Genomic DNA, 13,339 nt, shown 5'->3' with positions numbered 1-13,339 from the left:
AAACGGGGCGTAGAAAACTTTTGGTACCGCGGGTACGACGGACGCCTCCATCGGAGCTGGCCTCCGCGTCTCCGAGGGCTCGCCCAAGCCAACGGACGGATGTCAGTCCGCCGGAACGCAGGTGCGCCTCCGACGGAAATGACTTGGAGGCCCTCTCGAAAGGATGCATGTTATGCGCGCTCTGACCTGGCAAGGCAAGAGGGATGTCCGGGTGGAGACCGTGCCCGATCCGCGGATCGAGGAGCCGACGGACGTCATCGTCAGAATCACGTCCACCGGCATCTGCGGCTCGGACCTGCACCTCTACGAGGTCCTCGGCCCCTTTCTCGACCCCGGGGACATTCTCGGCCACGAGCCCATGGGTGTCGTGGAAGAGATCGGCTCCCAAGTGACGTCCCTCGCCGTCGGGGACCGGGTGGTCATCCCCTTCAACATCTCGTGCGGGCACTGCTACATGTGTGACCGTGGGCTGCACTCCCAGTGCGAGACGACGCAGGTGCGTGAGCGTGGCATGGGCGCGTCTCTCTTCGGCTTCAGCAAGCTGTACGGACAGGTGCCCGGGGGGCAGGCGGAGCTGCTGCGGGTTCCCTTCGGGGACAGTCTGCCGATCAAGGTTCCGCACGGTCCGGCGGACGACCGGTACGTCTACCTCTCCGACGTCCTGCCCACCGCCTGGCAGGCCGTGGAGTACGCGGCGGTCCCGCCCGGCGGCACGGTGACCGTCCTGGGTCTCGGACCGATCGGCGCGATGGCGGCACGGATCGCCCGGCACCGGGGTGCGGGCCTCGTGGTGGGGGTCGACCTCGTGCCCGAACGGCTCTCCCGCGCCGCCGCGGACGGGGTGACATGCCTCGACCTGCGTCGGCACGGCAAGGACCTGGGCGATGCCATCCGCGATCTCACCGACGGTCGCGGCACCGACGCGGTGATCGACGCGGTCGGCATGGAGGCACACGGCGCCCCCGTGGCCAAGGCCGCGCACACAGCCGTCGGGATGCTGCCCGACGCTCTCGGGGAGCGACTGATGGAGACTGCGGGACTGGACCGTCTGGCCGCCTTCCGGGCTGCGGTCGACGTGGTGCGCAGGGGCGGCACGATCTCCGTCGTCGGCGTGTACGGAGGCGCTGCCGACCCCCTGCCGATGCTCACGATGTTCGACAAGCAGATCCAGCTCAGGATGGGACAGGCGAACGTCAAACGCTGGGTCGACGACATCCTCCCGCTCCTCACCGACGACGACCCCCTGGGCGTCGATGCCTTCGCCACGCACAGGCTGCCGCTCGAAGAGGGCCCGCAGGCGTACAAGACCTTCCAGGACAAGCGGGACGGCATGATCAAAACACTGCTCGTTCCCTGAGCCAAGGGTCTACGCGGCCGAAGGGGAGACCTGCGTACCGCGGAGGGAGCGACCGCGGCACGTGCGTCCGCCACGGAGAAGGCGTACGTCCGTGGCGGACGCACGTGGGTTCAGCTTTCGGTTACGGAAGAGGGGTTCCTCCCGTGGCGTTGAGGATCTCGGCGGTGATGTAACTCGCCTGCGGCGAAGCGAGGAAGACGTAACAGGGGGCCATTTCCGCAGGCTGTGCGGGGCGGCCCAGAGGAGACTGCTTACCGAATTCGACCGTGTCGGGCAGGGTCGCGGGGATCAGTGGCGTCCAGACCGGACCGGGCGCCACTGCGTTGACCCGGATGCCGTCCTGCGCCAGCATCTGCGCGAGGCCCTGGGTGAAGGTCACGATCGCGCCCTTGGTCATCGCATAGTCCAGCAAATGCGGACTGGGCTTGTATGCCTGGACCGAAGCGGAGTTGATGATGCATCCGCCATGGGGGATGTGGGGCACCGACAACTTCGACAGCCAGAACATCCCGTACAGATTCGTGCGCACCACCCTGTCGAACTGCTCCGTGGAGATGGCGCCGATCCCGTCGGGCTGGGACATCTGGTAGGCGGCGTTGTTGACGAGGATGTCGATGCGCTCGAACTCGGCCACCGCTCGCTCGATGAGGCCCGCGCACTGCAGTTCTTCTCGGATGTCGCATACGACTGGTACAGCCCGTCGCCCAGCATCCTCGATCAATCGTACGGTTTCGCTCGCGTCCTCCTCTTCGGATTCCAAGTGGCTGAACAAGACGTCGGCGCCCTCTCGCGCGTAGGCGAGTGCGACTGCCCGCCCGATACCGGAGTCTCCTCCCGTCACCACGGCCTTCCGCCCCGTGAGAAGACCGTTGCCCTGGTAGGACTCTTCACCGTGGTCCGGCGGCGGGTCCATCGCCCCGGTCCAGCCGGGAACCGCCTGCTCCTGTTGGGGAAATTCCGGTTGCGGATGCTTGGTCACGGGGTCATGTGGCCCATGTTCGCTATGCGTCATTGTCCGTCTCCTACATCGGGAATGAGGCCCTACCTGTTCCCGAAACGGAGCGCCCGAATCCAGGTGGTTTCCTCTGCGTGGGCCATTTGGGAAACGCGGCAGGGCCGCCGCAGACCGCGCTCGGTTCAATCACGGTTACGCCGTGACCGTGCTGCGGCCACGGCGCCGAGCGCAGCGCCGACAGCCAGTACGAGGAGCCCCCTCAGCCAGACCTCCTGCTCGATCTGGGTCGCGAGCACGACGCATGACACAGCTCCGAGAACGGGTACGGCCCTCGGCGCCCGGAAGTGCTCGCGAGGGGCGGCATCGCGGCGCAGCACCAGGAGCGCGGTGTTGACGAGGAAGAAGACCACGAGGAGGAGCAGGACCAATGTGGAGGCGAGGGTGGAGACGTCGCCGGTCAGCGCCAGGAGCAGAGCGAGGCCGGTGGTCACGGCGATGGCGGCCCACGGCGTGCGCCGACCGGGCAGCACCTTCATCAGGAAACTGGGCAGAAGACCGTCTCGCGCCATGCCGTAGGCCAGTCGTGAGGACATGATGCCCGTCAGCAAGGCCCCGTTTGCGACGGCCACCAGGGCGATGGCGCTGAAGAGTTCCGTGGGGACCCCGCCGGCGGCCCGGACGACTTCGAGGAGCGGCCCGCTCGACCCGGCGAGCGTCCCGGTCGGCACGGCCGCCGCTGCTGCTGCTCCGACCAGGGCGTACACCGCGCCGGCTGTGACCAGCGCGCCGAACAGCGCTCGCGGATACGAGCGGCGGGGATCCCGGGTCTCCTCGGCCACGTTGACGGAGGTCTCGAACCCGACGAAGGAGTAGTAGGCGAGCACCGCTCCGCTCAGCAGGGCTGCCACGGGCCCTTCGCTCGCGGTGCCCAACTCCGTCAGCCTTCCCACGTCCCCGTCGCCGCGCAGCACGATCCAGGCGCCGAGGCCGATCACGAGCAGCAGCCCGCCGACCTCGATCACCGTGGCGACGACGTTGGCCCGGGTCGACTCGCTGATTCCTCGCGCGTTCAGCAGCGCCAGCGCGACCAGGAAGACGATCGTCACCAGCACGACGGGGAGGGAGACGAACTCGGACAGGTAGTCGCCGCCGAAGCCGCGTGCCAGGGCGGCCACCGACACGACTCCAGCGGCGAGCATGCAGAAACCGGCGAAGAACCCGACGAACGGACCGTAGGCCAAGGTGGCGTAATGCGAGGCACCGCCCGCACGCGGATATTTGGTGACCAGCTCCGCGTAGGAGGCCGCTGTCAGCAGGGCCAGGCACAACGCCACGAGCAAGGGAGCCCACACGGCGCCACCCGACTGGGCGGCGACCTGGCCCACCAGGACATACACCCCCGCCCCGAGGACGTCCCCGAGGATGAAGAAGTAGAGCAGCGGGGTGGTCAAGGACTTCTTGAGTGGCATCGGCGAGTCCGGTGCCGGGTGCGTTACGGGGCGAGGTTTCACACGGTTCCGTATACCCGGCCGGGTACCCGGCAGGCGGCGGAACCCCCGGATGCCCACTGCGCCTGGACCGAGATCACCGCAGGGCTTGGGCACAACCCGCAGAAAGTGTTTCGGAGTGCGGGTTCTCGGGGCACATCAGGCCGTCGCGGGGCCTGGTCAGTGCATTGCCGGCCATGGCGTCAAGGTCGCAGCACGCTGGAGCATCCCTTGCAGCTGCTCCGCGGGACGCTGCTGTTCGCCGTGCAGGGCGTTGAGGACGATCAGACCACCGGTGAGCACCGGAAGTACCCACTGCACCCGGGCCAGGTCGCGTTGGGCCTTGTCTGTGTCGATGGGGTGCCTCACGGCCTTTTCCAGAGCTTCGGGACTGTCCGACGAGGCAAGCTCGATCTTCTTGCCCAGCAGGCGGCTATAGGCGGTGGCAGCCAGGGCAGCACCAGTGAGGACCGTCTTGGCGATCGTGGACGCCGCCACGCCCTTCTGCGTAGCGACGCGCACAGCATTGACGCCCAGAAGCCCACTGCTACCGACCAGGTGCACAGTGATCGCCGCGGCATTCACCGGCGTCCACTTCGCCCACCCGACGCTCGCGATGCGCGCTGTGTTCCGCCATGTACCGCCCTCCGCCCCAGCCGCGCTGTTCAGACCAACTGCACCCATCAAGGAACCGCCGAACCAAGCGGCCAACCCCAGATCGTGCATGCTGCGCAGGGCGGTATTGCGTTCCGACATCTCGGGCTCCTCAGACTCAGTACCAGTGGCCCACGCTCGGCCGTCGGCTGTACCTGTACCGTCACCCGTGCCAGGCACATGCGCATGTCGAAGTAGTACGCGACATGGCATCTCACCAGCTTGGCTTCAGCACGCGGCTGCCCCGCGTCCCGACCTGAACCGGGCCGGTACCGTGGTAGCAAAACCAGCGCGCTCCTTCTGGCCCTTTCCGTCGCAGGTCAGGCGACACTGTCGCCCGGTGCAGACCAGCAACAGATCTTCAACCCAGCCCGCGCGACCCGTCGGTTGCCGGGGCACCCTGCTCATCGCCCTGGGCGGGAATGACGCCCAGCTCGTATCGCTGGTCACCTCTGGCCGCTGCGGCAGGCGAAGTCGAGGAAGCAGTCCTGCACGTCGCGTCGCCCTTCGGCAATGCCTGGCGTGCACATACCAAGTGCGGGGGCCCGGTCTGCGGCGCGGCGACCAGTTCTTGCTCCACAACACCGACGACATGCCGAAGCCGGGTGGCCACCTGTCGACCCGCCGGCGAACGAGCCGTACCCGTTGGTTCCCGCATTGTTGAGCGAAAACCCGATGTCACCCTGGCCCGCTCGCTCCACCACAGGCGCCAGCCCGCCGGGATCCGACAGGTACGCCGCCGACGTCTCCACCTCCGTTCCGGTCTCCTTTCGAAGCCGTACCGCCAGGTCGTCGAGCCGCTGTGTGCCCCTTGTGCCACCAGAACGGTGTCCCACCCCACGGCAGCCAGCCGTGCCACATATGCCGCTCCGATGCCCGAGAAAACTCCCGCGACCAGAGCCTTGCGGCGCTGTGCGCCCATTGCCTCTCCTGTCTCGAATATCGCGCTGCAAGTCACCGCCGAGCTGGCCTGCCGCCACGCGTGAGCAAGAGTGATGACAATCTGCCCGGGCCCACAGCGATTGTTTTCAAACTGTCCAGCCGAGCAATGCTTGACTGCATACCAGCCCCCCTCACAGTCGGGATGCATCGGCTGCGGCCACCCGGGCGATCCAAGCCCGGACTGCGTTTCGCCAGGAGGCCGGGGCGGGCAGTGCGAAGACCATGGGTGACTACGAAAAATCGATCAGTGTGGCAGTCGCTCCGGCGCGGCTCTTCTCCTACCTTGCCGACGTACAGAACCTGCCGTCCTACATGCCGCGGTTGACTTCTGCACAACCCCACGGCGGCGACCAGGTCACAGTTACTGCACACATCGATCCGCCCGACGCACCCGAGCAGGACGTCACCAGCGAAGCCTGGATCCGCGTCGTGGAGGACGGCAAGAGTCTCGAATGGGGCGCGCCCGGCGCTCACGACTACCACGGTCGACTACACGTCACGGCTGAGGATAGCCCGGGCACATCACAGCTCACGGTGCAGCTCCACACCGAGAGCACCGAAGGCCAACATATCCACGAGGGACTCCAGGAAGCCCTGCACGGAATCAAGAATGCCGTCGAAGCCGCAGAACGCTGACGCCAATCCATCAGGGCAGACGACGTATTACCGCGCGCCAACGCGTTGACGCAGCGTCCCTATCACACCCGCCTGGCGCGCCATGTGTGGCCTCCCCCACGCCTCCCTGCGATGGAGGGTCAGCAGCCCTGGGCCATTCGGGCCCAGCCGAAAGGTTAGTCGGCTTTTATGGATGAAATTCCTCGACTCAACAGTCGCGGCCGTGGCGTCGGCAGGGCGCTTACAGGGGTGAAGGCCTTGCTGCCATCGCCGCTGGGCCCCGGTCGGGTCCTTCGCGGCATGGACCGACTCGAGCGGGCCGCCGTGCTGGACCCGGTGGCCCAATTGGTCAGTGGCCGCGTACGGGCGCTTCCTCTGGGTCCTTGGCGAGATGTGCTGCACGGACGCTGGCTGGGCCATCCTGCCCACCCGGTGCTGGTGGAGGTGCCGATCGGAACGTGGCTGTCCGCAGCCGTCCTTGACTGCCTTCCCAAGCAGCGGCCGGCCGCGGCTGTCCTCATCAGCGTCGGGATCGGTGCCGCTGTGCCGACGGCCCTGTCCGGTTGGGTCGACTGGGCAGAGCAGGGGCCTCGCCAAAAGCGCGTAGGGCTCGTGCACGCGGCGGTGAACGGCGCGGCTGTGCTCCTTTACGGCGCGTCGCTGATTGCGCGTGTCCGCGGACGCTCCGGCAGGGGGAAGGTCTTGGGGTTCGCGGGGCTGGCCGTGGTCGGAATCGGCAGCGCGCTCGGCGGCCACTTGGCCTACCGGCAAGCGTCAGGAGCCAATCACGCAGAAGCGGTCACGTCGTTGGTGCGGGCCGGATGGCAACATATCGGCGACCTCACCGACTTCGAGGTCGGCCGACCAGTCCGGCGATACGTCGACGACGTGCCCGTCGTGATCGTACGTGAGGTCGGCGACGAGGTGCGTGTCCTCGCTGATTCGTGCAGTCACAGGGGAGGTCCGCTGTCTGAAGGCACTGTGCGCGACGGCTGCGTGCATTGCCCGTGGCATGGCAGCGTCTTTCGTCTCGCGGACGGATGGAATGTACGCGGGCCCGCCACCGCACCCCAGCCAGCCTTCGAGACGCGACTCGATGGAGCTCGTGTGGAAGCCAGACTGCGCAACTCGGAGCTCGCCCAGTGATGCGCGGGGAGGGCGCAAGCATGCCATCGGTCAGGTGGCCGCAGCGGGCATGCACCTAGAGCGTGTATCAAAGGCGCTGGTTGCAAGTCAGGGAGTGGCTGTGTTGTCAGCAATCGGCGACGTGAATGACAACGCCTATGTGGGCACCGCAGGCAGGATGAGGCGCTGGACCGCGGATGGCTCCTCGGTCACTTCCAGCACGTTGTCGGCCCCACGCCACGGTGAACCGTAGAGACCGAATGAGCGTCTACCCCCGCGCCGATGAGCGACCGCATGGGGTGAGGGCGAGGAACGCACGGCTCCTGGCCCTGACAACGGCCGCCTTCGCCTGGAACCTTCTGGCGGCCCACCCACCGGGCGCCGGACGGTCTCGCGTCCCCTCACCGTGACACACCCCACCCCACCTGGCTACCACCCGCCCCTGACCTGCGGTGGTGAGTCGACACGTCAGAGACGCACAGGTTGTTCGTCGTTGACGACCTGGGCCTCACGGTCGAATGCCGAGGCACGGGTTTCGGTGCGCTGATGTACTACCCGGACATCAGCCCGGTATCCGGCCGGCAGATGGCGTCGAAGCGGTGCAGGCATAGGCGGGCCCACCCGTGAAGGCCCCACTGGGCGCACCCCAACCACCACAGCAGCGCGGCGCCGGCAGGGCCAGCGCCTCCACGTTCAGTGCGACACCTCCCCAGTACGGCGATGACAACTGGTGCGCGCCCATGAGCACCACGGCACCCGAGGGCCCACGGCGGAGGCACCCGGCCCTCGCGACCCTGGCCGGGGTCGCCGTTGCGGCAGGAAGGCGGCCGCGATGAGCCCGAGAGCGAACAGCTCGATGGTGGTGAACTGTGCGGGTGGCGCCAGGAAATGCCTGCTGGGCTCGGCGTAGATGACCAGAGCGCCCAGCCCGCACAGGATGATCATTGCGGTGACGCCGACGCCCCAGCCACGGACGGTCCGCGATGCGCGGGGCACAGGACTCCACGACGCCGATGGGGGCACAGAGACTCCGGAGGATGTGGCCGCCGACAAAGCCCACCACGTAACGGCGCCTGCGTCCCTGCCTGCCGATGGCATGATCAGCTCCGTGAAGATAATCGTCGTAGGCGCAACAGGGACCATCGGCAAGGCTGTTGCCGACGCGCTGAGCGTGTCGCACCAGGTGATCGGTGCGTCGCGCAGCGGTCGGCTACGGGCGGATCTGGAGGACCCGTCCTCCTTGGATGCGCTGTTCGAAGCGGTGCAGGACGTCGACGCGGTGGTGTGCTGCGCCGCGAGCGGCCCACTGATCCCGCTGGAATCGGCCACGGTCGAGGAGATGGCCGCCGGGATGCGCGGCAAGCTGCTGGGCCAGGTGGCTCTGGCCCAGCGAGCCATGCAGTATGTGCGAAGTGGTGGTTCCATCACCCTGACCGGAGGCACCTTCGCCACGCCGCTGCCCGGTGGTTCGCTGGGCGCTCTGATCAACACCGGGCTGGAGGGCTTCGTCCGTAACGCGGCGGGCGAAGTCGGGCGCGGTCTGCGGATCAACCTGATCAGTCCCGGCTGGATCAAGGAGACCTTGCGGAGCATGGGCGCGGACGACTCCGGCGGCACGCCTGTCGCTGAGGTCGCCCAGGCCTATGTCTCGGCTGTCGAAGGCACCGCGCAAGGGCAGACGCTCCGCCCGTGAGCGCGGCTCCCGGATGAGTCCTGCCGTCTGTCGGCCGTGCGTCACGGGATGACGGCAGGGCCGCCGGGCGTATGGTGAGGCGGTCACGGAAAGTGGTGACCCCTCGGCTCTCGCAAGCTCTCGGACGGCTCTGCGGTCACTCGCCGGACCCGCTGCTCCTCAGGAGCGGGCGAATTGCCGAGCGCACCTCAAGGGCTTGCATATACGCAGGCTGTTGCGCCTATCGTCTTGCATATGCAAGAGAATGACGGCTATCTTGACCGGTATGCAGTTCTACACAATCGGCCAGGCCGCTCGACTGCTGGGCGTGAGCCCGGATACCGCCCGCCGATGGGCGGACGCGGGCAGGGTGGACACTCACCGTGACGAAGGCGGGCGACGGCTCATCGACGGCAAGGACCTTGCCGCCTTCTCGGTCGAGATCGCCGGCACCGCCGGAGAGACCGACGCCTCGTACACCTCGGTGCGCAACGCCTTTCCTGGCATCGTCACCGCGGTGAAGATGGGCGATGTCGCTGCGCAGGTGGAGATCCAGGCAGGACCCCACCGGCTGGTCTCGCTGCTCACTCGTGAGGCCGTGGAGGAGCTGGGGCTGGAGGTCGGCATGGAGGCCACGGCCCGCGTGAAGTCGACCAACGTGCACATCGACCGGGCCTGACGGAACACAGTCGCACGCCGGCGGCGACAACCGCGTGCCTCGGAGCCGCCCGTCACCGTGGAGCAGGGGCACCCGCCCGCACCGGTCGGCACGCCCGTTGCGTCAGGCGGACGACGCGCCTGGCCCGGCAGGCCTGTGAGGCGATCTGCGTCGGCCGGGCCTCGGTGCGGTCGCTCAGGTCCTCCACGAGTAGCCGCCGTCCAGCCGGATGGCGTTGATGCCGCTGATGTGCCTGGCGCCGCAACGGTCCTGGGGAAGGACGAGTTGAGGGCCGGCCCGGTCAAGGGCAGTGCTGTCGATGCTCACCGCGAGCAGGACGGGAGCCCGCCCGAAGTCCGGGTCGATCTCGGCCCAGGACAGGACGACGCGGTGACCGTCCGCCCCTGACAGTGCGATCAGGAACCGCAGCCGGTCCTTGCGTCGCGCGGGGTCGAATCCGGGGCCGGCATCGCTCAGCACATCGTGCAGCAGCGGACCCGTGAAGCGATGGCGCCGGGTGCCGCTGCTCGCGCACTCGAAGCTGACCAGGGCACGGTGCTGGGGCCATGCCAGCAGGTCCACCACCGTCAGCCGGGCAGGGCGTGCGATATCACCGGTCAGGGCGAGCTCCGCCACCGGATCGGCGGCCGTAACGGACTGACTCACGGGCTACCACCTCCCGTAGGACCGTACCCGCGGGGCCGGACCGTGCAAACGCACATGCCCACCCCAATGGCAGCAGCTCCCGCTCATGCGATGCCACAAGTGACTTACCCCTTGAATCTGCGGCAGTATGATCAGCACATGCCCACCTACCGGATCGGGGAGTCCGCCGCTTGACGGGCGTCAGCGCCGACAGGCTCGGGCGCGGGTCGGCAGCGGGTGACCGAAGCGGAGGTCCGGGGCCCGGCGACAGCCGTCGCGACCGTCGGCCGTCGAGGGCGCGCGGAGGGCCCCACCAGAGCCTCCCGAAGGGTCCGCCGGACCCTTCGGACAGACATGCAGACGGACTCTCCGGAAGAGTCAGAGGGAGTACACCCGTGATGACCCGTTCCGCCCGCCGGATCCTGCGGATGGCCGGCGCAAGCGCAGCCGCGCTGCTGGCGTTGAGTGCCTGCTCCTCCTCCGACGACTCCTCACCCGCGTCGGGATCCTCCGCGGACGCGTCGGAGAAGCTCTCGGGCACGGTGACCGTCTTCGCCGCCGCCTCGCTCAAGGAGAGCTTCACGACACTGGGCAAGGACTTCGAGAAGGCCCACCCGGGCACGAAGGTCACCTTCAGCTTCGGCGGCAGCGACAGCCTCGCCGCCGGCATCACGGGCGGCGCCCCGACCGACGTCTTCGCGGCCGCCAGCGCCAAGACGATGGCCATCGTCACGGACGCCGGCGACGCGTCCGGCACGCCCGCCACGTTCGCGCGCAACCGGCTGGAGATCGCCACCCTGCCCGGCAACCCGGACGACATCACCTCCCTTGAGGACCTCACCGAGCCGGGCCTCAAGGTCGTGCTCTGCGACAGGACGGTGCCGTGCGGCGCCGCCGCCCAGAAGGCCCTCGACGCCGGCAAGCTGAAGCTCACCCCGGTCTCCTACGAACAGGACGTCAAGAGCGCCCTCACGAAGGTCGAGTTGAAGGAGGCCGACGCCGCCGTCGTGTACAGGACCGACGTCAAGGCCGCGGGTGACAAGGTGGAGGGTGTGGAGTTCCCCGAGTCCGCCGACGCCGTCAACGACTACCCGATCACGCTCCTCAAGGACGCGCCCAATGCCCCGGCCGCCAAGGAGTTCATCGCGTACGTGCAGTCCGCCGAGGGACAGAAGGTCCTGACGGCGGCCGGATTCCTCAAGCCGTGACCGAGCTCGACAAGTCCGGCACCACGGCCGACGCCGTCACGGGTGGCAGCACCCGCGACGGCGGGCCGCGGCGCCGGCGTGCCCGGAGCGGGGTACCTCTGCCGCTTCTGGTGCCGGCCCTGGTCGGCCTGGCGTTCCTCCTCCTTCCGCTGGCCGCCCTCCTCGTACGAGCTCCCTGGCGCGACCTTCCCGACCAGCTGACCAGCCCGGAGGTCTGGGAGGCCCTTCGGCTCTCCCTGATCTGCGCGACCTCGGCCACGGCCGCGAGTCTGGTTCTCGGCGTGCCGCTGGCCTGGCTTCTCGCACGCACCGATTTCCCCGGCCGGGGGCTCGTACGAGCCCTGGTGACACTCCCCCTGGTCCTGCCTCCGGTGGTGGGCGGTGTGGCACTGCTGCTGGCGCTCGGCCGCAACGGGGTCGTGGGGCAGTGGCTGGACTCGTGGTTCGGGGTCACCCTGCCCTTCACCACCGCGGGTGTGGTGATCGCGGAGACGTTCGTGGCACTGCCGTTCCTCGTCATCAGCGTGGAGGGCACGCTGCGCGCCGCCGACCCGCGGTTCGAGGAGGCCGCCATGACACTGGGCGCCTCCCGCTTCACAGCGTTCCGCCGGGTCACCCTGCCGCTGATCATGCCCGGCATCGCCGCCGGTTCCGTCCTCGCCTGGGCGCGCGCGCTCGGCGAGTTCGGCGCGACGATCACCTTCGCGGGCAACTTCCCGGGCCGTACGCAGACCATGCCGCTGGCCGTCTACCTCGCGTTGCAGAGCGATCCGGCCGCCGCCATCGCACTGAGCCTGGTCCTGCTCGCCGTGTCCATCGCGGTCCTCGCGGGGCTGCGGGACCGCTGGATGACGGTGTCATGACCCGCATCGCCCCACCTTCCACGGTCCGTGCCGGATCGTCCTACCGCTGGATGGCCGCCTCGTGACCCGTATCGACCAGGCTCCCGGCTCCGACCGCGGCAGGGCGGACGGCCTGGACGCTCATCTCGTCGTGGACCGTGCAGCCTTCCGTCTCGACATGGAACTGACGGTTGCCCCTGGGGAGGTCGTCGCGCTCCTCGGGCCGAACGGAGCCGGCAAGACCACGGCCCTGCGAGCCCTCGCAGGACTCATCTCCCCGACCGGCGGTCACCTGCGGCTCGACGGCGTGCCGTTGGACGGCACACCGCCCGATGCCCGCCCGGTCGGTGTCGTCTTTCAGGACTATCTCCTCTTCCCCCACCTGACAGCGCTGGACAACGTCGCTTTCGGCCCCCGCTGCCAGGGCGCCTCCAAGGCGGAGGCCCGTACGCAGGCCACGGGGTGGCTGGTCCGGATGGGTCTGGCGGAGCACGCCGGCGTCAAGCCGCGGCGGCTCTCCGGCGGCCAGGCACAGCGGGTCGCTCTCGCTCGCGCCCTGGCGACGCACCCCCGGCTCCTCCTCCTGGACGAGCCGCTCGCCGCGCTCGACGCCCGCACCCGCCTCGACGTACGCACCCAGCTCCGCCGTCACCTGGCCGACTTCGAGGCGGTGGCCGTGCTGGTCACGCACGACCCTCTGGACGCCATGGTGCTGGCCGACCGGCTCGTCGTCATCGAGCACGGCCATGTCGTCCAGGAAGGCGCGCCCTCGGACATCGCCCGCCATCCGCGTACGGACTACATCGCCCAGCTGGTCGGCCTGAATCTCTACACGGGCCGGGCCGGGGGGCACGAGGTGCGGCTGGACGCGGGGCCACTGATCACGACCACGGAGGAACTCACCGGTCCCGCCTTCGTCGCCTTCCCTCCGAGCGCCGTCACCCTGTACCGCGATCGCCCCACCGGCTCCAGCGCGCGCAACCTCTGGCACTGCGAGGTCGCAGGGCTGGAAACGCACGGCGACCAGATTCGCGCCGACCTCACCGGTGAGCTCCCCCTCACCGCGGATCTGACGACCGTGGCCGCCGCCGAACTGGACCTCCATCCCGGAGCGCCGGTCTGGGCCACGGTCAAGGCCACGCAGACGCACGCCTACCCTGCCTGACGCTGCCTCGCCCT

The 13,339-nt window shown here is 68.6% G+C and carries 12 protein-coding genes; 8 read left to right on the top strand and 4 right to left on the bottom strand.

The features are described from left to right. Positions 1 to 172 precede the first annotated feature (172 nt). The gene (locus tag ACFUNE_RS03465; RefSeq protein ID WP_383561750.1) at positions 173 to 1,357 is read left to right on the top strand and encodes a zinc-dependent alcohol dehydrogenase; all 1,185 of its coding nucleotides are present in this window, start codon (positions 173 to 175) and stop codon (positions 1,355 to 1,357) included. Between the two features lie 121 nt (positions 1,358 to 1,478). On the opposite strand, the gene ACFUNE_RS03460 is transcribed toward ACFUNE_RS03465, so the two are convergent. From ACFUNE_RS03460 to ACFUNE_RS03450, 3 genes are all read right to left on the bottom strand, one after another. Beyond that, positions 1,479 to 2,369 carry an SDR family oxidoreductase gene (locus ACFUNE_RS03460; protein ID WP_383561748.1) on the bottom strand — a complete coding sequence of 297 codons (891 nt, stop codon included), beginning with the start codon at positions 2,367 to 2,369 and terminating at the stop codon, positions 1,479 to 1,481. A 125-nt stretch (positions 2,370 to 2,494) separates the two neighbouring features. Next, the gene (locus ACFUNE_RS03455) at positions 2,495 to 3,781 is read right to left on the bottom strand and encodes an APC family permease (RefSeq protein WP_383561746.1); all 1,287 of its coding nucleotides are present in this window, start codon (positions 3,779 to 3,781) and stop codon (positions 2,495 to 2,497) included. Positions 3,782 to 3,979: 198 nt separating this feature from the next. After that, a complete protein-coding gene (locus tag ACFUNE_RS03450; RefSeq protein WP_383561744.1) occupies positions 3,980 to 4,555 on the bottom strand; it encodes a hypothetical protein in 576 nt (191 codons plus the stop codon). 1,062 nt (positions 4,556 to 5,617) lie between these two features. Between ACFUNE_RS03450 and ACFUNE_RS03445 the strand changes: the two genes are divergently transcribed. The 4 genes from ACFUNE_RS03445 (at position 5,618) to ACFUNE_RS03430 (ending at position 9,486) form a co-directional block, all read left to right on the top strand. Beyond that, positions 5,618 to 6,031 (top strand): SRPBCC family protein, encoded by a 414-nt coding sequence (locus ACFUNE_RS03445; protein WP_383561742.1) that lies wholly within the window; start codon positions 5,618 to 5,620, stop codon positions 6,029 to 6,031. Positions 6,032 to 6,310: 279 nt separating this feature from the next. Further along, entirely contained in the window at positions 6,311 to 7,156 is an 846-nt protein-coding gene (locus ACFUNE_RS03440; RefSeq protein WP_383561739.1) for a Rieske 2Fe-2S domain-containing protein, read from the top strand. Between the two features lie 1,087 nt (positions 7,157 to 8,243). Next, a complete protein-coding gene (locus ACFUNE_RS03435; RefSeq protein ID WP_383561737.1) occupies positions 8,244 to 8,828 on the top strand; it encodes a short chain dehydrogenase in 585 nt (194 codons plus the stop codon). A 265-nt stretch (positions 8,829 to 9,093) separates the two neighbouring features. After that, positions 9,094 to 9,486 (top strand): molybdopterin-binding protein, encoded by a 393-nt coding sequence (locus ACFUNE_RS03430; RefSeq protein WP_383561735.1) that lies wholly within the window; start codon positions 9,094 to 9,096, stop codon positions 9,484 to 9,486. 174 nt (positions 9,487 to 9,660) lie between these two features. On the opposite strand, the gene ACFUNE_RS03425 is transcribed toward ACFUNE_RS03430, so the two are convergent. Next, positions 9,661 to 10,131, bottom strand: coding sequence for a molybdopterin-dependent oxidoreductase (locus ACFUNE_RS03425; RefSeq protein WP_383561733.1), 471 nt, complete (start codon positions 10,129 to 10,131; stop codon positions 9,661 to 9,663). A gap of 377 nt (positions 10,132 to 10,508) precedes the next feature. Here ACFUNE_RS03425 and modA point away from each other — a divergent pair, with 377 nt between their 5' ends. The 3 genes from modA (at position 10,509) to ACFUNE_RS03410 (ending at position 13,325) form a co-directional block, all read left to right on the top strand. Further along, positions 10,509 to 11,318, top strand: coding sequence for a molybdate ABC transporter substrate-binding protein (modA, locus tag ACFUNE_RS03420; protein ID WP_383561731.1), 810 nt, complete (start codon positions 10,509 to 10,511; stop codon positions 11,316 to 11,318). After that, positions 11,315 to 12,181: a molybdate ABC transporter permease subunit gene (gene modB / locus ACFUNE_RS03415; RefSeq protein ID WP_383561729.1), complete on the top strand. Its 867-nt coding sequence runs from the start codon at positions 11,315 to 11,317 to the stop codon at positions 12,179 to 12,181. The genes modA and modB overlap by 4 nt, the downstream gene beginning before the upstream one ends. Before the next feature lie 61 nt (positions 12,182 to 12,242). Continuing rightward, positions 12,243 to 13,325: an ABC transporter ATP-binding protein gene (locus ACFUNE_RS03410; RefSeq protein ID WP_383561727.1), complete on the top strand. Its 1,083-nt coding sequence runs from the start codon at positions 12,243 to 12,245 to the stop codon at positions 13,323 to 13,325. Positions 13,326 to 13,339 lie beyond the last annotated feature (14 nt).

Source organism: Streptomyces sp. NPDC057287, from assembly GCF_042667905.1.
Classification (GTDB): Bacteria; Actinomycetota; Actinomycetes; order Streptomycetales; family Streptomycetaceae; genus Streptomyces.
The sequence above is the reverse complement of the archived record's forward strand: the minus strand, read 5'-3'. Positions and strand labels throughout refer to the sequence as shown.